Genomic DNA, 23899 nt, shown 5'->3' with positions numbered 1-23899 from the left:
GCCCCGGAGACTTTCCGAGGCGTTTCGTTCATAGCGAGTTGGACTCACTGCATCAGCGAATGACGCTTGAAGCCGGTGGCGGTGAGTTCCTTGTCCTGGGTCTTCAGGTACTGCTCCACGCTCAGCTTGTTGTCCTTGATGAACTCTTGTGCGAGCAGGGTGCTTTCCTTGAAGAACTTGTTCAGGCGGCCCTGGGCGATCTTCTCGGCCATGTCGGCGGGTTTACCCTCCTGGATGGCGAGCTCCTTGCCGATCTCCAGTTCCTTGGCGATGATGTCGGCGGGCACGCTGTCCTTGTTCAGGGCCACGGGCGCCATGGCAGCGATCTGCATGGCCACATCCTTGGCGGGACCCTCGAAACCTGACTTGTTCAACCCGACCATGCTGGCCACTTTGTTGCCCGGGTGGTTGTAGGCGTAAACGAATGCGGCCTCCACGATCTCGCACACGCTCACGTCGATCTTCTCGCCGATCACACCGGTCTGCTCGATCACCTTTTCGGCGATGGTAAGGCCGTTGCTGTCGTAGGCCTGCGCCTTCAGTTCGTCCACGTTCTTGCAGCCCTTCTCCAAAGCGATATCGGCGATGCGCTCGGCCATTGCAGTGAAGTCGGCGTTCTTGGCCACGAAGTCGGTCTCGCAGTTCAGGCAGATCATCACGCCGCGCTTGCCATCGGCGGAGGTCTTGGCGATCACCAAGCCTTCGGTGGCCTCACGGTCGGCGCGCTTGGCGGCCACCTTCTGGCCCTGCTTGCGCAGCAGGTCGATGGCAGCATCGAAGTCGCCATTGGCCTCGGTGAGGGCCTTTTTGCAATCCATCATGCCCGCGCCGGTCATCTGGCGGAGCTTGTTCACGTCGGCGGCGGTAATGGCCATGGTCGTGCTCACTTCTTGGTAGTTGTTGGTTCTCGGTCCTTGGTCGTTGGTCCAGCGTCCGACATGGGCGCGCGTCCACCAACAACCATCAACCTTTTCTTACTCTTTGCCTTCTGCGCCGCCTTCCACTTCAGCGGCCTCTTCGCCTTCCTCGCCTTCGGTTGCTTCGGCGTCGGCCAAGCTCTTATCGTTCTTGCGCTCTTCCTGACCTTCACGCACAGCGTCCAGCATCACGCCCACGATCTTCTCGATGCTCTTGGTGGCATCGTCGTTGGCCGGGATGGGGAAGTCCACGAGGTTGGGGTCGCTGTTGGTATCCACCATGGCGAAGGTGGGGATGCCCAGTTTGCGGGCCTCGGCCAGCGCAATGTGCTCCTTCACGATGTCCACGATGAACACAGCGGCTGGCAAACGCGTGAGGTCAGCGATGGAACCGAGGTTCTTCTCCATCTTCTCGCGTTGGCGCATCACCTGTAGTCGCTCGCGCTTGCTCATGTTGGCGAACGTGCCGTCCACCTTCATGCGGTCGATGGTGGCCATCTTCTTGATGGCGCGGCGGATGGTGCCGAAGTTGGTGAGCATGCCACCGCTCCAACGCTCCGTCACGTAGGGCATGCCGGTCTCCTTCACCTTGGTGGCGACGAGCTCCTTGGCCTGCTTCTTCGTGGCCACGAAGAGGACCTTCTTGCCGCTGCGCGAGATGTTCTTCATCGCATTGGCGGCTTCGTCCAGTTTCACCACCGTCTTGTTCAGATCGATGATGTGGATGCCCTTCTTCTCGCCGAAGATGTAGGGCGCCATGTTGGGGTTCCACTTGCGGCGCAGGTGGCCGAAGTGCACGCCGCTCTCGAGCAGCTCCTGGAAATTGGTACGTGCCATGTCTCTTTAGTTCACTTTCCTTGTTCCCGTTATCACAGGCATCCTGAGGGTAGCCAGCCACCGGAGCAGCTGAGTCCGCCAGAATTGGATCCTGAACAAGCGTGGGACCTTAACGCTTGCTGAACTGGTAGCTCTTGCGAGCCTTCTTCTTGCCGAATTTCTTGCGCTCCACGGTGCGTGGGTCACGGGTCATCAGGCCTTCCTTCTTCAGGGCGGGCTTCAGCTCGGCGTTGTGCTTCACCAGCGCGCGGGCAATGCCCAAACGCACGGCGTCCACCTGGCCGCTGATGCCACCGCCTTCCACGTTCACGCTCACGTCGAACTGGCCTTCGGTGCTGGTGAGCTTGAAGGGTTGGGCGAGCTTGAACTGCTGGATGACCAGAGGGAAGTACTCTTTGCCTTCCTTGCCGTTCACGGTGATGGCGCCGGAACCCTGTGACAGGTAAACCCGGGCGGTGCTGGCCTTGCGACGGCCGATGCTGTTGATGATCTCCATCTTACTTGATGGTCTTGGGGTCGATGGTGCGTGGCTTCTGTGCTTCGTGCTTGTGGGCGGTGCCGGCCACCACATGCACGTTGCCGAACTGGGCGCGGCCCAATTTGGTCTTGGGGAGCATGCCCTTCACGGCGAGCTCCACCACGGCGGTGGGCTTGCGGTTCATGAGCCGCTTGGCGGTTTCACGGGTCTGGCCACCGGGGTGCCCGCTGTAGCGCTGGTATTCCTTGTCCTCCCACTTGGCGCCGGTGAAGCGGACCTTCTCGGCGTTGATCACCACCACATGGTCGCCGCAATCGGCGTGGGGGGTGAAGATGGGCTTGTGCTTGCCGCGGGCGAGCATGGCCACCACGCTGGCCAAGCGGCCAACGGGCAGGTTCTCGGCGTCCACCAGCACCCATTCCTTCTGGACGGTGCCGCTGTTGGCCATGGACGTGATGTGTGTGGTAGATGCCACGGGTCCTGGGGGATTATCGTTCTAATGCCCGCCCAGCGTGGGTTCCCGACGGATCGGGTGCGCCCAAGGCGCTGGAAAGGGGCGGCGAAGATAGGCGGAGTACCCGATCGGACAAACGATACGGACAATGGGTTGTGAACGGGGCTCCTGGACCGGTCGCCGAACCCTAGCGGACCGGCACCGGTCATTCCTGGACCAGCAAGCGTTGGCGCCGCATGGCCGCCTGTCCCTCGAGACGGAGCACCAACTCATAAATGCCGGGTTGCAAGCCCTTCACCGGACCCGACCAGCCCGAAGCATAAGGCCACGACAAAACGAGCCGCCCAGTGCCATCGAAAACATCCATGCGTCCATTACCCACGGGCCCGCTCACGGTAACGAACTCCGATGCCGGGTTGGGCCAGAGCAGGATTTGGTTGTTGGTTTCTGGTTGCTCGGCAAGGCCCACTGGCACGCCGCACGTATCCGCATAGTTGCTGCCGATGAACTTGGCCGCACAGTTCACATCGATGCCATCGGCGTTGTGGAAGCAGGCGGCGTAAAGCGTGTCGTGGTAGAAGGCAATGCTGTTCACGGGGCCATCCAAGGTGCCGCCCAGGCCGCACCATTGGCTGCCATCCCAAGTAGCTACGCCGGTGGCGGGCAGGTCGCCGTTTGCATAGTTGAACGAACCCGCCACGAAGAGCAGCCCATCGCGTTCCAGGAAATCGATGGCGCCGGTAAGGATGCTGTAGTTGTTGGGAGAGTACGTGAGCCCACCGCCCACGGCGTGCCACTGGTTGCCATCCCACCGCATGATGCCGTGGCCAGCGTTGCCCGCCAACACCGGTATGCTGCCACCCACGTACAGATCGCCTTGGTACACCGTTACACAGCGGCCGTACGAGAAGTTGCCGATCAACCCTTCCGGACCCACAGGGCTCCAACTGCTATCGGGGTTTTGGATAACGATGTTGCGGTAGGGGTTGCCCGAGAAGGAGATACCGCCGCAAGCCACCAGTTGCCCATTGTACATGGTGAGATCAGCCACGTTGTGCGAACTGGTGGTGATGATCGGCCCCACGCTCACCCACTGCCCGCCCACGCGTTTGGCGATGCCGTTGCAGAGGTGGCCGTCGATGTAGTCGAAGGTGCCGATGGCATATAACTCATCGTCCAAGACCTTGAACTTGGTTACCCCACCGCCCAACCAAGGCAACAACCCGTAGCCCAGCCAAGTTTGACCATCGTAAGCTGCGATGTTTTCGATGCTCGATCCGTTGACGTATGGAAAACCACCACCTACGATCAGTGTGTCATGCCAGACGATCACCGCGTTCAGTTGGTTCCCGAATACCGCAAGGGTATCCCACTGCCCGTTCTGCATCTTGAACAACGGGTTGCCGCTGAAACCGTTGTACGGAATAGCGGTCCCAACACCACAGAAGTACAAGGCATCGTTGGTAGTGTCGGTGTACACCTGCAACACCTCGGCGAAATTTCCCGGAAGCCCGATGCCCTGCCAATGGGTTTGTGCATGCGCAACAGAAACACTGCACACACCGGCCAAAACCACGCTTATGCACCTCATGTCAAAGCGCGCTAATGAACGATCACGCGCTCCGCACCGATGCCGGGCACGGCCAATACATAGACTCCGGGGGCCAGCGTTACGCTCAACTTCCAGGCGTGCATGGCGCCTCCGTGCAATTCCTCTCGCTGCACCACACGACCGGCCGCATCATGGAGCACACCCGTATAGCGTCCAAGAGGTAATCCAGTTATCGCAAATCCGTCAGTTGTATGGACAACACCAAAACCACTGTTCTGGGCGTTCGGGCCATTCACCGCCGTGAGCACCTCCGTGCAGATCGCAGAAATGAACCCTTCGCCATATCCGCCTTTGTACACCGGCTCGAAGTAGGGCGTGCCGCCACCGGCTGTGCCATCGTCCAGCGGGAAGTAGCTGAGGTAGGGCGCTTCCTGGCTGGCGGGACTTGCCGCGAGCAGCATGCTGGTGATGATGTTCTTCATGATCTACTCTTTCAGGAATGTTGTGCGCGCCAAACCCCTGCCTTGCGCGTTGCGCACCACCAGCAGATACATGCCGCCCGACAAGTCGCGCACATCGATCCGGTTGCTCTGATGAAGGTCGCTTACGAGCACCAACCGGCCAAGTGCATTGTAAACGAAGGCCGTGGCTGCACGGCGCTGTCCGCTCACGGTAACGAACTCCGATGCCGGGTTGGGCCAGAGCAGTGGCTGGTCGTTGGTTGATGGTTGCTCAGCAAGGCCCACTGGCACACCGCACGTATCCGCATAGCTGCTGCCGATGAACTTGGCCGCGCAGTTCACATCGATGCCATCGGCGTTGTGGAAGCAGGCGGCGTAAAGCGTGTCGTGATAGAAGGCAATGCTGTTCACAGGGCCATCCAAGGTGCCGCCCAAGCCGCACCATTGCGCACCATCCCAAGTAGCTACGCCAGTGGCTGGCAGGTTGCCATCGGCGTAGTTGAAACTGCCTGCCACGAAGAGCAGCCCATCGCGCTCCAGGAAATCGATGGCGCCCGTTAAGTACGTGTAGTTGTTGGGCAGGTAGGTGAGGCCACCGCCCACGGCGTTCCATTGGTTGCCATCCCATCGCATGATGCCGTGCCCAGCGTTGCCCGCCAGCACCGGTATGCTGCCGCCAACGTACAGATCGCCTTGGTACACCGTTACACAGCGGCCGCTGGAAAAACCGCCCAATAATCCGTTCGGTCCTACTGGTCCCCATGTGCTGTCTGCCGCTTGGATCATGATGTTGCTGTAGGGTATACCTGTGAAATGGATGGCTCCCGTTGCAACCAGTTGGCCGTTGTACTTGGTGAGATCCTGGATGTTGCAGGTAACGGAGTTCATAATCGGCCCTACGCTCACCCACTGCCCGCCCAAGCGCTTGGCTATGCCGTTGCAGAGGTGGCCGTCGATGTAACTGAACCCGCCAAGCGCAAAAAGATCCCCGTCTATGATCTTTACTTTGGCCATGCCACCGTCGGTCACCTGCCCAAATGACGTCCATTGGCCGTCAACCAAGCCCGCTAACGCAGGCATGGTGTCGCCGTTAACGGTTTCGAACACACCAGCTACCACGAGCGTATCACCCCAGCGCAGGACGGAACGCACCTCGTTACCGAACACAGCAAGGGTGTCCCACTCTTGATCCTTCCAACTCATCAAGGGCATGCCTTGCGTGCCGTTGAAGGGAATGGAACTGGCGATACCACCCAAGTACAAAGCATCAGTGGTCGTATCGTTGTACACGTTGTGCAACCAGTCGAAATCAATGGGCACACCTGTGCCGACCCAATGGGTCTGCGCATTACCAAGGTTGCAAACCAAGCAACCGGCCAAGGCCAGAGGAACACTTCGCATGCCTGGGCGTTTTAGCGAACGAGCAAGCGCTCGGCACCGATGCCTTGAACCGCAAGCACATAAACACCGGTTGACAAAGCATGTGGCAATGGCCATGACCGTATGCCGCCGCCGTTCAATTGATGCCGCTGTACCACACGTCCTGTCGCGTCGAACAGTACGCCCATGTGTACTCCAAAGGGTAAACCTGATACGAGCAACCCATCATCGTTCGCTATTACCGTGAACCCATCGACCGGCGTCACTTCGTTATATACTGCGGTCAACGCCTCCGTGCAGATCGCAGAAATGAACCCTTCGCCATATCCGCCTTTGTACACCGGCTCGAAGTAGGGCGTGCCGCCGCCCGCCGTGCCATCGTCCAGCGGGAAGTACCAGGTGTAGGGCGGCTCCTGGCTGGCGCGGCCGCTCACATACAGGTTGCCGAAGCGCTTGAGCATACTGAATGGCACCTCGCCACCGACGGCGAAGCCCTCCCCGCCGATGTAGCTGGCGTAGCTGAGGAACTGATCCGGGGTGAAGCACATGATGTGCATGTCGTTCTCCGTAAGAGGCGTTCCGTTGAGGATGTCCCATACAATGACCGGCTGGTCGTACACCCCAGGCAACGCCACGTACGGTGCCCCATCGTGGCTGGCTTGGCTGGCCACGAAGAGGTTCCCGATGTCGTCGAACAACAAGCACAGGACATCTATTTTGTTGTTGTTGGGCACGTACGTGGCCCACTCAATGGCGCGGTTGCCACCATTGAAGCGCGCCAGGTAAGAAGGGTTCGTTCCCGCAGGATAGGTATCGCGGTACCAGTTAGGCCCGGGCACAACATCCAAGCCCGCGAAGGCGCCCATGCTTCCGCCGATCACGATGTCGCCACTGGTGGGATCGATGGCCAGGGCGTTGATACCCACAGTCTCAGGCGAGTTAACGCCGAAGCAGGTGCTCCAAAGCGGCAGACCGTTCAAACTGTACTCGAACAGAAAGGCATCGCCCTGGCCACCGTAGGGTTCGTGATAAGCCCCGCCGCCAGGATCGTACGGTTGCAGGTCTGCACTATAGGTATTGCCTGCAACGACCACGGTGCCCGCAGCTTCATCGATCACCACTTCCATGGCTGCATCGCCCTCGGATCCTCCCATGTACGTACACCAATCGGTGCGGTCGTTGGGGTTCAAGCGGCAGATGAAGGCATCGCCGTTGCCTCCGTATGCAAGGTCTGCGGCCAACGCAGGCGGCGCGTCCTGCTCGGCGGGAAGCACACCGTATGAAGAACCCACCACGTACAGGTGGTCATCACTGGACCGCCGCAGACCTTCTATCTGCATATCGTCGTCACCGAAGTAGGTGGTCCACAAGCGCGCTCCGTTGGCGCCCGGCAGTGCGTTGAACCGCGCAATGAATCCTTTGCCACCACCAGCGTTCCCGATACCATCGTAGAAGGCCGTACCGTTCGGCTCGGTATTGAAACTGCTCGACGTGGTGGTGCCGGCTATGTATATGCTGGGACTCATGGCCCCCTCGCGCATGGAAATGCTCGTAGCCTCGCTGAACTCGCCTAAGGCGCTGCCGCCAATGAAGGTCTTCCACACCATCTCATCTGTCGGACTCAACTGGCACACGAAGGCCGCCTCGCCAAGCGCCGCCAGCGTAACGCCCGGTGCGGTGGGAAAGGTCATGAAGGCACTTCCGGAGCGGCCCGCCACATAGTAGTTGTTGTTGCTATCGGTGGTGCTTGCGCGTATCTGGTCGTAGCCATCGCCGCCAAACAAGGTGCTCCAGCACATACCCGGCAGATCGAACCCACCGCCTGCCGCAGGTGGCGGGCCGATCTGGAAGACAAGCGGCCACGCGGCGTTGTAGCTGTTGTAATTGAAGCTCACCTCCCCGGTGCCGTTGTGGTCCACACAATCAGCGTTCCAGTTCACTGGCACCACGTTGTTGTTGCCATCCACTTGGTAAGCCACGGCTTCGCGCAACGCTATCCACCGTTGGTTCATGTAGAACCTCAAGGTGCCTTGCACGTCCATGTTCAAACTGTCCTGCCCCTCGAATTCAAGCAGCACATCTGCGGGTCGGCGCCGGGGCGCATAACAATGGCGAGTTTCTCGCCGTAGAGCCCGTGGTACACATGCACATCTATGAACGGATACACGTTCTCGTAGATCACCCGGTAGTAGCTCTCCACTCCTGTGGCGTTGCAATGCGCCATGTGGAAGTTCTGCTTCAAGTTCCTTACCCCATATGCTATGGGATCCACCAACGACGAAGCTTCGCCGATGAAGCGCATGTGCAGCGACCGGATCGTATCCGGTGTGGCGGGCAACGTGTCCATGGTGGCCAGCGTGAATGCCATGGTGCTGTTCTTGAGCATGAACATGCGGATCTTGCCGCCTTCGGTGTAGTAGATGACCTGCGAGGCCGGATCACCGAACTCATCCGCGGTCTGGCCTGCGTTCACGGTCACACCGGCGTGTTCGGGAAGCGGGTCGTTGTAGAAGTCGGGCTGGATGTATGGCGCTTGAGCGCACAGCGCGCAGGGCATCATAACCAGAACGACGAGCAGCAGGGATTTCATGGCAGCTGATTCGATACTGCCGAAAGTACCAGCCGAGCAATAGAGCTAGCGCATCACGGTGTACCGCGCACGCCACCGCCCTGACTTGTCCCAACCTTCCCCCGTTACATCTTCACAATGATGAACTCCGTCCTGCGGTTCAGGGCGTGCTCATCCTCGGCGCACTTCACCTTGTTGGCGCACTTGTTCAGGAGCTTGGTTTCGCCGTAGCCCTTGCCCGAGATGCGTTCCTTGGCGATGCCCTTGCTGACGATGTACGCCGCTGAGCTCTTGGCGCGCTTGTCGCTCAGGACCAGGTTGCTCTTGTCGCTGCCGCGGCTGTCCGTGTGACTGCCCAGTTCGATGATCATGCCGGGGTTCTCCTGCATCACGGCCACGATCTTGTCCAGTTCGGCGGCGGCATCCATGCGAATGGTGCTCTTGGCCAAGTCGAAGTAGATGGGCTTGATGTCGATGACCTTGGCCAGGTCGGTGCCCACATCAATTGGTTGCAGCGACAGGTCCATGGCCTCGCTGAGGATGACCTTGCCCGCACGGTCCACCTTACGGACCAGGAGGCCGCTCTTGGGGGCGTAGCCCTGCTTGTTCAGCTCCACGCGGTACACCATCGAATCGCCCACGCTCATGTTCTTCAGGTTGGCGAAGAACTCGCCCGTGGCTTCGGTGCGGCCCAGGGCGACGCCCGCCATGGTGCGCACATCGGTAATGTTCACGCTCACATCGCCCAAGGGAGCATTGGTCTTTGCATCCGTGACCGTGGCCCATAAGAAGACCTCGCTGAGTTTGGCCAGCGCCAAGTCGCGCACAATGACCGTGTCCGTCAACCCGCCGGTAACCACGTTCGCTTCGGCAGCTCGGTAGCCGCCTTCTTCTGAAACGATGGCGTAACGCTTCTCTTCTTCCAGCTCGAAGGAATAGGCGCCGGTGCCGTCGGTGGTCACTTCACCCACCACCTTGCCCACTGCGTCTTTCAGCAGAACGGCTTTAGCGACCACCGGTGTTCCGTTGGCCCGGTCGGTGATGGCACCACTCACCTTCATGGTGGCGCCGAGCGGCTTGCGCAGATCGAACTTGTAGAGATCGTCCCCACCCATACCGCCGCTGCGATTGCTCGTCAGGTAGCCTTTCAGCCCACTGCCATCGAGCACGAGGGCGAAGTCGTCGTCGCGACTGTTGATGGGCGCACCCGCGTTGATGGCCTTGCCGAACGCGCCTTGCTTCTGGCGGCTCACGAAAATGTCCAGACCACCGATGCCCGCATGGCCCTCACTGGCGAAGTAGAGCGTACCAGCGGCATCCACGAACGGGAACAGCTCATCACCTTCCGTATTGACGTAAGGACCGAGGTTCACCGGCTTCTCCCATTCGCTCTCGCTCTTGCGGCGGCTCATCCAGATGTCGGCCCCGCCCTGTCCACCGTGCATGTCGCTGGCGAAGTACATCACCTTGCCGTCGGCGCTCAAGGCCGGATGGCCGGTCGAGTATTCATCGCTGTTGAAGGGGAACGAACGCTCCACGAGCCATTCGCCGTTGCTGAAGATGCGGCTGTAGATCTTCAGCTTCACCACTTGATCGGTGCTCTTGCGGGTGCGGCCGTCCGTGTGGTTGTTGCGCGTGAACCAAACCTCTTTGCCGTCGGCGGTGAAGGCCGCGTTGCTCTCGTGGTAACGCGTGTTGAGGTCTTTCAACGGTTGCACATCCACCAGTTCGCCGTCCTCGCCACGCTTTGCCCAATACAGGTCCAGGAAGGGATCCCCGTCCCACGCATGGCGGCGGCGGGCTGCTGCTTCCGCATGCCTTGCGGATGCGAACACGAGGCGATCGCCCACGAGGGCCGTACCCATGTCGGCGTGCGTGCAGTTCTCGCGCAGGTTTTCCACGATGCAGCCAGCAATGGGTTTCGCCTCGATCTGCGCGGCATAGCGCACCGCGCCAAGTTGTTCCGCACTGCGGCGGTCGCCCTCGGTCATCTCGCGGTAGCGGCTCATCCATCGGTCGGCTTCTTCGTGCCGCCCGAGGGCGCGCAGGCTCTGTGAATGGTTGTAGGCGTCCACCGCGCGTGAACCAGGTCCATTGAGCGCCTTAGCGTACCACTCGGCCGCATGGGCGAAGTCGCGCACGTTGTAGTAGCTCTCGGCCAAGCGGAGGATGAACGCCCCGGTGTCCGCGCCGCACTGCACCGCTTCCTGGTAGTGGGCAATGGCATCGTGGTAGGCCATGCCGTGGTAGGCTTTGTCGCCTTTGCGCAATGAGTACTGCTGGGCCGCACAAACGGTGCTGAGCGCGAGCAACAGCGCGATGAGGTTCGTCCTGTTCAGCATGGGATCAGAAGTAACGGGGCGAGAGGGTCTTCTCCTTGTTGAAGCGCAGGTCGTACTGCAGCATCAGCTCGTGCGTGCCGTTGGCCTGGGTGCGCAGTTCGGTGAGCGTGAAGTCGTAGGCGTAGCCCGCACGCAACTGCTGCGTGATGTTGTAGGCCACGATACCGCTCATGCTGTCGCCGTTGCGGTAGGCCGCCCCCAGCCACAGCCGTTCGGCGAGCAGGAAGTTGGCCGTGAGGTCGATGCTGAGCGGAGCGCCATCAACGGCCTTCACCAGGAAGCTCGGCCGGAATTTTACCGCGGGCGACAATGAGAACACGTAACCACCGGTGATGAAGTAGTGCCGCTTCTGCGTGATCGCGTTCACAGTGACGTTGTTGTTCTCTACACCGAGGAGATCATGCTGCATGAGCTTGGGTGCACTGAGACCGAGGTAGCCCTTTGCGCTCCAGTAATACACCCCGAAACCGAAGTTGGGCTTTGCGCTGCCGCTGATGTTCTGCTGGAAGTTGGGATCGTTGGCATCCACGCCGTTCAGGTTTGCGATGTCGGCGCTGAAGAGGTCCACGCCGGCCTTGAGACCGAACGCGAGGCGCGCACCTTCCGTGATGCGGATGCGGTATGCGAAGTCGGCGTACAGCAAGGTGTTGTTGATGGGCCCCACTTCGTCGTGCACCGCGCTGAAACCCACACCGAGCGCATTGTTACGAAGGGGCGAATGCAGGGTGAGCGTCTGTGTCTTCGGCGCGCCATCGATGCCCGCCCATTGCTGGCGCGCAAGACCGGTGATGGTGAGCAGGTCGCTGCTACCGGCGTAGCCGGGGTTCACGCTGAGCGTGTTCCACATGTACATGGTGTACATGGGATCCTGCTGCGCCGACGCCTGCAGGCCGCAGAGCAACAGCAGGATCGCAAGTGCGTTGTTGGTCGCTTTCATGGCTCTTGGTCCGTTGCTCACTTGTTCAGGTAGATGTATCCGCTGCGCACTGGCTCACCATCGGCACCGAGGTCGAGCAGGTAGAAGTAGGTGCCCGACGGCAGTACGTCGCCGACGGTGAGCGCGTGGTTGCTCACGCCGTTCCAATCGTTGAGGTAGGGATCGGCCTTGAAGACCTCATTGCCCCAACGGTTGAAGATGATGACCGAGGCTTCCGGGTACAGGTCAAGGTTCTGGATCACCCATGTATCGCCGATGTTGTCACCGTTGGGACTGAAGCCTTGCGGGATCACCAGCGCATCATCAGGACATGCGACTTCCACGAACACCAGCGCTGAATCGCACAGCGGCCCGGTGTCGCACAGGATGTACAGTATGGTGTCCGTTCCGCAGAACCCATCGTTCGGCGCATAGCTGATGTTGCCGTCGCCGTTGATCGCTACCGTTCCGTTGGCCGCGCTGGCGGAAGTCACGTTGATGGGGTCCCCGTCCGGGTCGCTGTCGTTCCCTGTCACGTCGATGATCACCGCGTCGCCAGCATCAATGGACACGTTGTCGTCCACGGCGATGGGCGGTTGGTTCGGGCACGGCACATCCACCACGACGATCGCAACGTCGAACTCCTGGCCATCGCTGATGGTGTAGCTGATCGTATCAGTGCCGCAGAAGCCGCTGTCAGGGGTGTAGGTGATCGTGCCGTCCCCATTGATGACGATGGTGCCGTTCCCGGCTCCGCCGTTGGTGACCCCGATCGTATCACCATCAGGATCACTGTCATTGTCCAGCACATCGATCACAACGGGCGTATCCACGGTCGTGCTGGCCGAATCGTCCACAGCAATGGGCGGTTGGTTGGGGCAGGCAACGTCCACCACCACGATCGCTTGGTCGATGCCTCCGAAACCGTCCGTTATGGTGTACGTGATGGTGTCGGTTCCACAGAAACCACTGTTCGGGATGTAGGTGATGGTGCCATCGCCGTTGAGCGTCACGGTGCCGTTGCCCGCGATCGCCACAACCACCGAGATCGGATCCCCGTCAGGGTCGCTGTCGTTGTCCAGCACGTCGATGATGACCTGTCCGCCCTGTGTGGTGGCGGCCACATCGTCCACGGCCACGGGTGGCTGGTTGGTGAAGATCTCCGTCACGACGATGATCACCACCACGGTGTCGCACGCGCCCTGACCATCGCACACCACTGCGGTCAGCGTGTCACCACCAACGAAGCCGCTGTTCGGGGTGTAGGTGAAGCACGTATCGCCATCGAGCACGCCGGTCACTTGGCCACTGTCAGGACCGTTGATCACGCTCACCGCATCCAGGGTGTCGCCTTCAACATCCGTCGCATCCAGGCAAATGATGAGCGGTTGGTCCTGAACGGTGGTCACATTGAGGGTGTCCTGCGCGATCACGGGTGCATCATTCACCGGGGCCACACCAATGATCACGGTAACCGTGTCGCATCCACCATTCCCATCGCACAGCACGATGTCCACGGCATCGCTTCCGTTGTAGTTGGCAGCCGGCACATAGGTGAAGCACGTGTCGCCATCGGACAGACCAGAAATGGTCCCGTTACCGGGTCCATTGATCGCGTTCACCACGTCCAGCGCGTCGCCATCGAGGTCGATAGCGTCCAGGCACAAGGTCAGCGGCTCGTCCTCATTGGTGGAAACAAGCAGCGTATCAATTGCGGCACCGCCGCCATCCACGATCACCGGCAGGTCGTTCACAGGCGTCACATCAATGATCACCACCACGGTGTCGCATGCGTTCAACGGGTCGCAAACAAGGACCGAGAGCGTGTCGCCACCGCTGTAGTCGGGCGTGGGGAAATAGAAGAAGCACGTGTCGCCGTCGTTGAACCCGCTGACGCTGCCCCAGGCGGGCAGGTCCAATTCACCGGTCACTTGCAACGGATCTCCATCGGCATCAGTGGCTTGCGGACAAGGCTCCACGGACCCATCCTCAGCTACAGTAACGTAGATCGTATCGGGTGCGGCCACGGGTGGGGAGTTCGGGTACACACCGATGATGACGACCACGGTATCCGTACCACCGTTGCCATCACCCACCACGGCGGTCAGCGTGTCGCTGCCGATGAACCCGTTGTTCGGCGTGTAGGTGAAACAGGTGTCGCCATCGAGCACGCCGCTCACCGATCCGCTGTCCGGCCCATTGATGATGCTCACCACATCGAGACTGTCACCGTCGAGATCGATGGCCTCAAGGCAGATCTCCGTCGGCGTATCCGGTTGGATGTTCACGAGGATCGTATCCGCAGGCGGGCCACCGTCGGTGATGATCGGCGGGTCGTTCACCGGCAATACGATGATGGTGACCGCGAGCGTATCGCATCCTCCGCTGTTGTCGCAAACCAGCACATCCACGCTATCGGTACCGTTCCAGTTGAAGCCGGGCGTATAAGTGAAACAGGTGTCGCCATCGGCGAGCCCACTGATCGCACCGTTGAACGGTCCATTGAGCACGGACGCCACCTGCAACGTGTCGCCGTCCACATCGATGGCGGTGAGGCAGACCGTTACCGCCAGTTCCTCGTCGGTAGTGACGGCGAGGGTGTCGATCGGCGTGAAGAACTCGTCGGTGATGATCGGTGGGTCGTTCACGGGGCTCACCGTTACGATGACCACCAAGGTGTCCGTGCCTCCGTTACTATCGTCCACCACCAGGCTCACCGTGTCCTGCCCGCTGAAGTCGGTGTTCGGCGCATAGGTGAAGCAGGTGTTGCCGTCCAGGATATTGAAGACACCGCCGTTCGCCGGACCGTTCACGTAGCTCGTGATGTCCAGCGGATCGCCGTCCGCATCCGTGGCGGGGATGCAGAGCGTGATGGGCGTGTCTTCCATCGTCGTCACTGCCAGCGTGTCCATGTCGTTGCCGTTCCCATCGTCAATAATGGGCGCATCGTTCACCGGGAGCACTTGGATGTTCACGGTCACCGTATCGCATGCACCGTTGCTGTCGCACACGATGATGTCCACTGCATCCGACCCGTTGTAGTCCGCGCTCGGCGTGTAGGTGAAGCACGTGTCGCCATCGGCAAAGCCGTTCACGAAACCGTTCAGCGGGCCGTTCACGAAGTCGCTCACCTGTACGGCATCACCGTCCACGTCCAGCACGTCGAAGCAGGTGGTAATGGGCGTTTCCTCGTCCGTGGTAATGCTGATGCTGTTGACCGGAAGCCCCAAGCCGTCCACAACAACGGGCGCATCGTTCACCGCCGCAACGGTGATGATGGCCAACGCCTGATCGCACGCGCCGTTGCCATCGCACACGTTCACCACCACGGTATCCGTACCGTTGAAGTCCGGGTCAGGCGTGTAGAAGAAGCACGTGTCGCCGTCCGCCATTCCCGTTGCGGTGCCGTTCAGCGGGCCGCTCGGGATATTGACGATGTCGATGTTGTCCCCGTCCACATCGGCGGCGTTCACGCAGAGCTCCACGGCGAAGTCCTCGACCGCGGAGAAGAAGAGCGTGTCACCATTGATGACCGGCGGGTCGTTCACGGGTTGCACATTGATCACCAGCAAGGCCGTGTCGCACGCCGCAGGCAGCGGGAAGCCGTTGTCGCAGACGGAATAGATGAGCGTGTCGGAACCGTTGAAATCCGGGTTCGGCGTGTAGGTGATGCTCCCATCGCCGTTCACGACCGCACCACCGTTCGTTGGACCAGCGCTGATGGTCACGGAGGTCGCATCAATGTCCCCCAATTGGTCGAACGGCTCGCTGTCGTTCGTCAGAACAGCCACGGTGACGGCCGCATCTTCCTGCGTGGTGGCGTCATCGCCATCGGCCACAGGCAGGTCGTTCACCGGCTGGATGGTGACCGTGACGGTACCGGTGGCGCAGAAACCACCGGTGTTGCAAACCTGATAGTTGAAGTCGTCCACCCCGCTCACGTTCGCATCGGCCGTGTACGTGAGACTACCATCACCGTTCACCGCGACCGACCCCAAGCTTGCCGGGCTCATCAACGTTACCGTCAGCGGATCGAGGGCCCCGTTCACCGTACTGTCGTTGTCGAGGATGTCCAGCACGCTGACCACGTCCTCGTCGATGGAGAAGAAGTCGTCCACTGCAACAGGCTGATCGGTGTTCACATCGATGAAGAGCCAGGCCGTGTCGCACAACGTGGGCGGCGCGTCCCCAAGATCACAGATGACGTACTCAACGCTGTCGCTGCCGGCAAAACCGTTGCCGGGTGTGTAGGTGATGGTGCCGTTCGCATTGGCCGTTGCGCTCCCATTGGCGGCCGGTGCCAGGATGGTGAGGCTGCCCGGGTCGAGCCCACCGGCCGCATCGTTCGCATCATTGTCGTTCGCGATCACGTTCGCGATGAGAATGGAGTTCGGCAGGGTGGACTCGTTGTCGTCGGTCGCAACAGGTGCATCATTCACGGCGGTAATGAAGATGAGCACCAAGTTGTCCGCGCAGAGCCCGCCCGGGTCGCAGACTTCATAGCGGAACGACACGATGCCGTTCGCGTTGGCGTTCGGCTCGTAGGTGAACGTACCGTCGCTGTTGAAGGTGAGCATTCCGTTCTGGCCCGCCGAGCCACTGTCGATGATGGCCCACGCCAATGCGCTCAACGGATCGTCCAGGTCGAACTCGTTCAATGAAACATCGCCATTGATATCAGCTCCGTCCTCAGTGGTGAAGTAGGCTTCGCCGGTGGCCTGCGGGCCATCGTTCACGGGAAGCACGGTGATGTTCACCACCGCGATGTCGCACACCGCCGGCAACGGGGTACCGTCGTCGCAAACCTGATATGTGAACTGGTCGGGACCAGAGTAGTTGACGTTCGGCGTGTAAGTGATGATGCCGCCCAAACCAATGCTCACCGTCCCGAAGTTGGGCTGGAACACGATGGTCTCGGTGCCGCTCGCGATATTGCCGTCATCGTCCGAGTCGTTCGCGGTCACGGCGATCTGGACGGGCTGCTCCTCGCTGGTGGTCGCGTTGTCATCCGCAGCGTTGGGCGCATCGTTCACCGGTTCCACGGTGATGGTCACAATGGCCAGGTCGCAGGCCGCCTCATCATCGCAGAGCCGGTACTCGAAAGCCACCGTGCCGTTGTAGTCGGCGTCCGGCACATAGGTGAAGCTGCCGTTGGGATTGAAGAAGAGCTGTCCGTGCAGCACAGCCGTGCCGCCATTGCTCAACGTCCACAACAGGTCCGTGGGCACATCGTCAACATCGGTATCGTTGCCCGCCACGTCGTCGCTGAGCCCGCCGTCCTCGTTCATGGTGAAGGCGTCGTCGACAGCATCAGGCGCTGCGTTGAGAAGTGCATTGGGCGCTGCGCTGCGGACATGGCCGGGGCTTGAAGCGCTTGCACCAAAGGGGCCGAGCAGAAGAAGAAGCGCGGCGGAAAGGATGATCCTCATGAGCGGTCAATAACGGGAACACGGCAACGGCTGTGTTCCGATCGCGAAGGAACCGCAACAACACGCGGCATCCGTCACAGGCACCAACGTTCATCCACACGCCGGTGTGCATCACACGCCGGGTCGTGAAAAACAAGTACCCCGGCTTGTGGGCCGGGGCACTCGAACAATAGAAAAGGAGGACCGGTCAAGGAACCTGCTCCACCCTCGTGTTGGTCGGCACGGAACCGCCCACATTGATGAGGATGGGATCGCGGTCATTGGCCGTTCCGGTGTACTTCACCGTGCCGTCCAAGTTCACGTCTTCGCCCATGTAACCAGGCAAGGTGTTCGTGGGCACCGACCCGCCCAGGGCGACCAGGATCGGATCGCGGTCGTTCGCACTGCCGGTGTACTTGAGCACGCCATCGCCGTTCACGTCGCCCATCCAAAGCACCATGGAGCCGCCTACGGGTTTGCGCGCATCGGTGCCCCACGTGAGGAGAGACGGCGCGGTGAAGTCGAGCATCGTGCCGGGATCGCGGAGCAGGAATGGCGTTTGGGTCATTGCACCGAAGTGGTTGCGGTGGCGTATCGACACATGGTAGTTGCCCGCAGGCACACCGGGGAAGGTGATGGTCTGTTCGCCAGTGGCCATCATGATGTTGCCGCTGCGCTGCACCAACGCAGCCTTGGCGGCAACAATGGTGCTGGGCGTTGCGCTGTTGCGCAGTTCCACAACCACCCAATCAACGGGCGCAGCCAAGCCGGTGTAGTCCATAACGAACGGACTAGCGGTGGTGGCCATACCGAACGGATCGGTGCTCGGCAGCACATTGTTGGTGCGCAGGTCGCTCTTCATCGCCGTGCCATCGTAGGGACCTTCGAGGTAAGCGCGGGCATTCACCTGAGCGATCTGGTCGTCGTGGTCGAGCACGCCATCGGCGTCCTGGTCGATGCCCATGCGGACCTTCGTGGTGGGTTGCACCAGCGTCCAGCTCAATGCACCACCGCTCCCTTGGGCCGAGGTGAGCAACTGCGTGTGCGTAACGGTCTGTCCGGCAATGTCGCTCTGGTAGTTGTCGCTGCCCAGGTAGTAGAAGCCACGGAACTCTCCGCCGTACGTGCCCTTCACGATCATGCCGTACTCGGCCGGCCGACTGTCAACAAGGTCTTTCATCACGTTCAATTGCGTGACACTGCCGATGCTGGCACCATTGAACGTTTGCCGTAAGCCCACACCCGGCATGGCATCGTTCACGGCCGTTTGCGCCAGCGGGAAATTGGTGGTATTGAAGCATGCCGCGCAGTTCGCCGCATCGATACCACCGGACCATGACAACAGCTCGGGCTCGTAGTCGCCCAAGTAATTGCCCACGCCCGCCCCATTGAACCAGGTGTCCATCACGCCCTCGCTCATCATGCCGAAGCCAGCGTTGTTCTCGGTGGAATTGTAGAAGAAGCCGTTCTTGCGATAGGTGCTGCGCAGATCGGCTGCCATGTTGCGGTTGGGGTCGAAGTCCACCAAGGAGCCGGTACCGGTGCCCGCCACGTTACCGTTACCGGGCAGCTCACCGCGGCCCGTCTGTGCATTGTGGCAATGCGCGCAGTTGAAATTGACCGAGACGAACAAGGGCACCGCAGGTGGGATCGCTTGGAAGGTGGTGCCGATACCGCGCACCCGGTTCGGGTTCAGGCGTGCGGTGCTCGATTGCGATCCGGAACCGCTCGGCTTGTAGGTGCGGTAGGGATTGGGCACGTACCATGTGGCCGCGAGAAAGTCCGAGAACTCCTGCATCTCATCCAGCGGCTTGGGCGCATCGAGGCCTTGCAGGTGTTGGAACGCACCGGCGAAATCCGCGAACCCGTCCTTGTCGCCGCGCCAATGCAGGTTGCCGCGTCCACGACCGATGATGTCGATGAGGAACTGCGTGGTCTTAACGCCTTTCAATGGGTGAACCACCTTGCCGTCCACTGTTTCCACATCACCAGCAGGATTGCCGAGGTCCCAGCCCAAGCGGTCCCAGCGGCCATCCACGTGGCAACTGCCGCATGCGATGTGACCGTTACCGCTGCCCAGGTGCGTGTTGTACAAGTGCTTGCGGCCCGCTTTGATGACCATGGGTGTGGGATCGAAGAAGTTGGCGCGGGCCACCTCCTTGTCGGTGCCCATATCGATGGTGCTGATGCTGCCCTCGAACTTGTTGAGCACGTATGCCTTGTTGCGTACAGCATCCAGCACGATACCGGTCGGTCCTTCACCTACGTTGATGGTAGTGCCGATGCGAGCGCCGCTTGCGTTCACGGTGATCAGGTTGTTGCTGCCCATGCCGGTGATGTACGCCTTCGAGCCGTCGGCTTTCCAGACAATGGCCCTCGGATCACCCACGCTTTGAACACGTTGCGCCGGCGGCAAGGACACGTTGGCGTAGTTGATGTGCGGATTGAGGTCCGTGATGGTGTTCGATCCGCCGGGTGAGAACGTGCTCATGTTCACGCGGAGGAACTTGCCGTTGAGGACCGGCTCGAACCGGATCTCGTTGGTGGCATCGGTGCCTACCACGTGCACCTGTCCCGTTGTCGGGTTCACCGCCATGGCCATCAGGATGTTGCCCAATCGGGTCTGGTAGGTCACGGCGTTACTGCTCGTGTTGAGCATGGCCACATCACGATCGTGCATGTCCCAACCGGTGACGCGGGCTTTGCCTGCGGCGGACCCGCTGACCATGCTCGTCCAGTTGCCGCCGTTGTCGTCCATCCACTGCCCGGCGGCGTTCTTGCGCACGATGATGCTCTTGCTTTCCGGCGTCGGCGGGTTGTTGGGGTTCAGCGGCGGGTTGAAGCCCGTGCCTGCGTTGGGGATGATGCCCGCAGCCACGTCCACAGCACCGCCGTATGGTCCTGCCGGGTTGGCAACATCGTTCGGGATCACCGTGCAGCCACCTTGTGGGGAACAAACCCCGAACCGATTGGGGCCGTGCTGGAAGTTGAAGAAGGTGTTGCCGTTGAGCACCGTGGTTGCGTTGCCGCTCTCGAAGAAGGCGCAGTAAACGGTGCTGCCATCGTTGCTAACGGCCAAAGCGCGGGGCTGTTCGCCCGTGAGCAGCACCTCGGTAGGCGCGTTGCCCAGGTTGGCCAGATCGAAGATCTGGATGCTCTCGCGACCGGCGCAGGAGACGTAGGCCTTCAGCGGCGACCCCGCGAACACCACGTCGGCAGGCTCATCCTCCGTGGCCAGGCTACGCACCACGCGGTTCGTGGTCAGATCGACAATACTGATCTCATCGCTCACCTGATCGACCACCCACGCCTCCGTGTTGCTGCGCACGCGCACCGTCACGGGATCGAGGCCAACGGGAATGCTGGCGGTGTTCAGCAGCGCATTGTTGGTGATGGAAAACACCTCGAGCGAGTTGTTCGCGGTGTTCACAGCCAGCAGCTTGGTGCCATCGGGCGTCATGTCCACAGGATGCACATGCGCGCTCTCGAAGTTCACGAACTGCGTGGCGGGCACTGCCGATCCCACGTTCGGCAGCTCCAGCGCATCGAAGCCGCTCACCACCACCACGGTGCCGATGAGCAATGTCGGGATGAGGATTTTGTTGCGGGTAACAATGTTGGCCATGGTCCTTTTCCGTTCGGGCAGGTTTCGCGAACGGGTCGGGAAAATAGGATGAACCGGTGGCGGAGCGCTACCCCGAACCCCGTTACCCGAAATCCCGGAACAAGAAATCCGGACCGGTCACGACGGCCGGTGGACCACTGGTGCGGCCCGTGCCACAACCATGGTGCCAGGCGCCAAGGCACAAAATACCCTGAACTGGGTATTTTTTCCTTCGGGAAGAATCGTTCCCTTTGGCTTACCCAAACCCCATGGACATGCGCACCCAATTACTGGCCCTCTCGGCGGCCGCCACCACAACCCTGATGGCCCAGTCAGATTTCGTGGAATACTACACGGATGATATGTTGAACCCGACCATGGTGTATCGCTACAACGCAGGACAGATCATGGACACCAACGGCGACCCCGTGACCGAGGCAAAGGCCAAGAGCGAAGGCTTGGAGTTCACGGTATGGCCGTGCATTGAAAGCAGCTTGGCCTACTCATGGGGCAGCAAGAGCAACCCGGCCCTGGCCTTCCCGGACCTGCTACACAAGATCACCATGACGCCTTGGGGTGAAACGGCCCAATACGTTGATCCGACCTTCGATGCCGTGCAGCCAGGCGTCCACAACTACTACACGGCCGGAACGGGGACCGGAATAACGGGTGTGCAGAGCTATGGGACAGTTACCTACCGCGACTACTTTCCCGACATTGACCTGTTGCTCTACAGCGGGGGCGGCGGTCCCAAAATGGCGATCATCTGCCATCCCGGCTCGGACCCGGACAACGTCGTGTTGCACTTCGAGGGGCAGGACAGCTTGCACGTGGACGACATCACAGGAACGCTGAAGGCGTACAGCGGCCTGAAATGGATCGAGCTGCGCGAAGCACTGGCCTACCAGTGGAACGCCAACGACAGCATCATCAACTTGAACTGGACCGGTGAGTGGACAGAGGACAACACTGGTGACAACGTGCACCTGCAATGGGACACCTACGACCCCGCCCTTCCTTTGGTTTTCCTCATAGGTGCGCCACCACCACCACCACCACCCACCGCCAATGGCAACTTGGATTGGTGTACCCTGGTTGGTGATGGAGCCGTTGGCGAACCCGTTGTGGCGAGCACCACACGGCCCAATGGTGACCTGTTGGTTACTACAATCGTGAATGATCCCGGTTATCCGCCGACCAACGGTTCGTCGCAGTATCCGGGAGCAGCTTGGGATGTCTCTGTGGGCCGTTACCTCTACGCACCGGGGAACGCGACCGACGATGCCGTGAACAATTGGGTGACCCTTATCGGCGGCGCAGATTGGGACCTGCCCTACGCCATAGCCTATGATGCCACCACCGACCAAGTGCTGATGGCCGGCGGGAGCAAGAGCACGGATTATGTGCTAGTACCCCAATTCGACCCGAATGACGGAACCTACTGGCAAGGGGTGAACAAAGGCGGCTACGATGGTATGCTCTCCTGGTTTAACAGCCAGACCGGAACCCTGTTGCGCTCCACCTACTTCGGCGGCGAAGGCGACGATATGTTCAACGGAGCGGCCTTCGATGGTTTGGGCAACCTGTTCTTCTGCGGCACCACAAACACCGCCACGGGCGGCACCAATGGCAACTGCACGGCCACTGCCGCAGGCTTCCCCGTTTGCGATGGCGGCGGGTATTTCGCCGGTAGCCTCTTCGGGCAACGCGATGCTTTCGTCGGGCACATCGACCCCAACAACCGTTTGAAGTGGAGCAGCTATTTCGGCACCAGCAATTTGGATGAGGCCCTGTGCATTGCGGTGCACGAACAGACCGGCGTGCCCGGTGCTGAGCACATTGTGATCGGCGGGCGCAACTCCAGTTCCTTGACCACGCTTGGCCCTCCCGGCAGTTTCCAGGATACCGGCAATAGCAACGGGTTCATTGCATCGTTCGAAGACGACTACGAAAAGCACTGGATCACGAACCTGAAGACCATGGAGGGCATCCCGGACCTGGACTTGGACCGCGACCGGCTCATTGTTACGGGTTCGGTGACCCAAGTAAGCGTGGGTTGCGCGCCCGGCGTTGGAGCACCGCTCTGCGACCCTGGCAATGGCGCCTATTTCCGGAGCACCCCCGAGAATGTGGACCAGTACTTGGCGGAATTCGACCTGCCGAGCGGTGTGCTCGAATGGAGCACTTTGGTCGGTGGGCAAACTCGCGATCACGTTCCCCTGTTCAACTTCTCCGGCGCACCGGAAATGGGTTTGTATCCTTTTCCGGTGGCAATGGGCCACAATGCCATCTTCGATGGCAACGGCAACCTCTTCACCACGGGTATTGTGCAACACCACACGGCAACACCCTTGGCCTACGTGGCCCAGCAAGCGGCCACATGGTACCACCAACCCTACTTCAGCAACAGTGGTTGGCAACAGACGGATGCGGTCATCAATGCATTCCTGAGCGACCGCACGAAGGAATGGACAACCATGCTCGGTATATTCTATCCGCACACCGACACGCTCACGGACATCTTCATTTTCGGGGGGTACTCCGATATACCAATGGGCATTGCCGTGAGCGACGGGCATGCATTCTACGTCACCGGCCAATCTGGTGCCTTGGACGACTGGCCCGTGGCTTGTCCTTATCCGGGGACCTCCTATTGCGAGGCTATAGGCTCGAGCAGCGCAGACGGTTTCGTGGCGCGGTTCCAGTTGGATGGCTCAGCCCTTGCCGTGGAAGCGGCTGCATCAACGTCCGAATTCGGTCTATTCCCGAACCCGACGGCAGAGCTTCTCCACGTTCGTGGACCTGTGCGGCCCAACGACCGATTGGAGGTCTTTGATGCAATGGGGCGCCTTGTCGGGCAAGCGACCAGCGCTTTGCAACCGATCGGTGTGGAGCGATTGGCAGATGGAACGTATGCCGTGCGTTTGCTGCGCGCCGATGAACCACCTTTGTTCATCGGGCGGTTCATCAAACAGTAGCGG

At 60.5% G+C, this 23899-nt stretch carries 14 protein-coding genes; 1 reads left to right on the top strand and 13 read right to left on the bottom strand.

The window, feature by feature from the left end:
- Nucleotides 1–44: 44 nt before the first annotated feature.
- The 13 genes from IPJ76_10620 to IPJ76_10560 all read right to left on the bottom strand — a co-directional run bounded on the left by IPJ76_10620 (nucleotide 45) and on the right by IPJ76_10560 (nucleotide 20939).
- Complete coding sequence (locus IPJ76_10620) at nucleotides 45–875, bottom strand: elongation factor Ts (GenBank protein QQR88442.1); 831 nt, start codon at nucleotides 873–875, stop codon at nucleotides 45–47.
- 99 nt (nucleotides 876–974) lie between these two features.
- A complete protein-coding gene (gene rpsB, locus IPJ76_10615) occupies nucleotides 975–1754 on the bottom strand; it encodes a 30S ribosomal protein S2 (GenBank protein ID QQR85072.1) in 780 nt (259 codons plus the stop codon).
- Nucleotides 1755–1863: 109 nt separating this feature from the next.
- A complete protein-coding gene (rpsI, locus tag IPJ76_10610) occupies nucleotides 1864–2250 on the bottom strand; it encodes a 30S ribosomal protein S9 (GenBank protein ID QQR85071.1) in 387 nt (128 codons plus the stop codon).
- 1 nt (nucleotide 2251) lies between these two features.
- A complete protein-coding gene (gene rplM / locus IPJ76_10605) occupies nucleotides 2252–2680 on the bottom strand; it encodes a 50S ribosomal protein L13 (protein QQR88441.1) in 429 nt (142 codons plus the stop codon).
- Between the two features lie 211 nt (nucleotides 2681–2891).
- The gene (locus IPJ76_10600; protein QQR85070.1) at nucleotides 2892–4277 is read right to left on the bottom strand and encodes a T9SS type A sorting domain-containing protein; all 1386 of its coding nucleotides are present in this window, start codon (nucleotides 4275–4277) and stop codon (nucleotides 2892–2894) included.
- A gap of 11 nt (nucleotides 4278–4288) precedes the next feature.
- Complete coding sequence (locus IPJ76_10595; protein QQR85069.1) at nucleotides 4289–4720, bottom strand: hypothetical protein; 432 nt, start codon at nucleotides 4718–4720, stop codon at nucleotides 4289–4291.
- A gap of 3 nt (nucleotides 4721–4723) precedes the next feature.
- The gene (locus IPJ76_10590) at nucleotides 4724–6100 is read right to left on the bottom strand and encodes a T9SS type A sorting domain-containing protein (GenBank protein QQR85068.1); all 1377 of its coding nucleotides are present in this window, start codon (nucleotides 6098–6100) and stop codon (nucleotides 4724–4726) included.
- Nucleotides 6101–6111: 11 nt separating this feature from the next.
- Entirely contained in the window at nucleotides 6112–8091 is a 1980-nt protein-coding gene (locus IPJ76_10585; GenBank protein ID QQR85067.1) for a hypothetical protein, read from the bottom strand.
- Between the two features lie 32 nt (nucleotides 8092–8123).
- A complete protein-coding gene (locus IPJ76_10580; protein ID QQR85066.1) occupies nucleotides 8124–8669 on the bottom strand; it encodes a hypothetical protein in 546 nt (181 codons plus the stop codon).
- A gap of 104 nt (nucleotides 8670–8773) precedes the next feature.
- Nucleotides 8774–10990: an OmpA family protein gene (locus IPJ76_10575; GenBank protein ID QQR85065.1), complete on the bottom strand. Its 2217-nt coding sequence runs from the start codon at nucleotides 10988–10990 to the stop codon at nucleotides 8774–8776.
- 4 nt (nucleotides 10991–10994) lie between these two features.
- On the bottom strand, nucleotides 10995–11927 hold the full coding sequence (locus IPJ76_10570; GenBank protein ID QQR85064.1) for a type IX secretion system membrane protein PorP/SprF: 933 nt from the start codon (nucleotides 11925–11927) through the stop codon (nucleotides 10995–10997).
- A gap of 17 nt (nucleotides 11928–11944) precedes the next feature.
- Entirely contained in the window at nucleotides 11945–17335 is a 5391-nt protein-coding gene (locus IPJ76_10565) for a tandem-95 repeat protein (GenBank protein QQR85063.1), read from the bottom strand.
- A gap of 187 nt (nucleotides 17336–17522) precedes the next feature.
- The gene (locus IPJ76_10560) at nucleotides 17523–20939 is read right to left on the bottom strand and encodes a beta-propeller fold lactonase family protein (GenBank protein QQR85062.1); all 3417 of its coding nucleotides are present in this window, start codon (nucleotides 20937–20939) and stop codon (nucleotides 17523–17525) included.
- A 254-nt stretch (nucleotides 20940–21193) separates the two neighbouring features.
- On the opposite strand from IPJ76_10560, the gene IPJ76_10555 reads away from it, so the two are divergent.
- On the top strand, nucleotides 21194–23896 hold the full coding sequence (locus tag IPJ76_10555) for a T9SS type A sorting domain-containing protein (protein ID QQR85061.1): 2703 nt from the start codon (nucleotides 21194–21196) through the stop codon (nucleotides 23894–23896).
- Nucleotides 23897–23899: the final 3 nt, after the last annotated feature.

The organism is Flavobacteriales bacterium (assembly GCA_016699575.1).
GTDB lineage: Bacteria > Bacteroidota > Bacteroidia > Flavobacteriales_F > PHOS-HE28 > PHOS-HE28.
The sequence above is the reverse complement of the archived record's forward strand: the minus strand, read 5'-3'. Positions and strand labels throughout refer to the sequence as shown.

What these genes read in the sequence shown, in the direction of transcription:
- IPJ76_10570 (QQR85064.1), bottom strand. Translation starts at nt 11,927, where the DNA reads ATGAAAGCGACCAACAACGCACTTGCGATCCTGCTGTTGCTCTGCGGC.
- IPJ76_10590 (QQR85068.1), bottom strand. Translation starts at nt 6,100, where the DNA reads ATGCGAAGTGTTCCTCTGGCCTTGGCCGGTTGCTTGGTTTGCAACCTT.
- rpsB (QQR85072.1), bottom strand. Translation starts at nt 1,754, where the DNA reads ATGGCACGTACCAATTTCCAGGAGCTGCTCGAGAGCGGCGTGCACTTC.
- IPJ76_10575 (QQR85065.1), bottom strand. Translation starts at nt 10,990, where the DNA reads ATGCTGAACAGGACGAACCTCATCGCGCTGTTGCTCGCGCTCAGCACC.
- IPJ76_10620 (QQR88442.1), bottom strand. Translation starts at nt 875, where the DNA reads ATGGCCATTACCGCCGCCGACGTGAACAAGCTCCGCCAGATGACCGGC.
- rpsI (QQR85071.1), bottom strand. Translation starts at nt 2,250, where the DNA reads ATGGAGATCATCAACAGCATCGGCCGTCGCAAGGCCAGCACCGCCCGG.
- IPJ76_10580 (QQR85066.1), bottom strand. Translation starts at nt 8,669, where the DNA reads ATGAAATCCCTGCTGCTCGTCGTTCTGGTTATGATGCCCTGCGCGCTG.
- IPJ76_10585 (QQR85067.1), bottom strand. Translation starts at nt 8,091, where the DNA reads ATGAACCAACGGTGGATAGCGTTGCGCGAAGCCGTGGCTTACCAAGTG.
- IPJ76_10565 (QQR85063.1), bottom strand. Translation starts at nt 17,335, where the DNA reads ATGAGGATCATCCTTTCCGCCGCGCTTCTTCTTCTGCTCGGCCCCTTT.
- IPJ76_10595 (QQR85069.1), bottom strand. Translation starts at nt 4,720, where the DNA reads ATGAAGAACATCATCACCAGCATGCTGCTCGCGGCAAGTCCCGCCAGC.
- IPJ76_10555 (QQR85061.1), top strand. Translation starts at nt 21,194, where the DNA reads ATGCGCACCCAATTACTGGCCCTCTCGGCGGCCGCCACCACAACCCTG.
- IPJ76_10600 (QQR85070.1), bottom strand. Translation starts at nt 4,277, where the DNA reads ATGAGGTGCATAAGCGTGGTTTTGGCCGGTGTGTGCAGTGTTTCTGTT.
- rplM (QQR88441.1), bottom strand. Translation starts at nt 2,680, where the DNA reads ATGGCCAACAGCGGCACCGTCCAGAAGGAATGGGTGCTGGTGGACGCC.
- IPJ76_10560 (QQR85062.1), bottom strand. Translation starts at nt 20,939, where the DNA reads ATGGCCAACATTGTTACCCGCAACAAAATCCTCATCCCGACATTGCTC.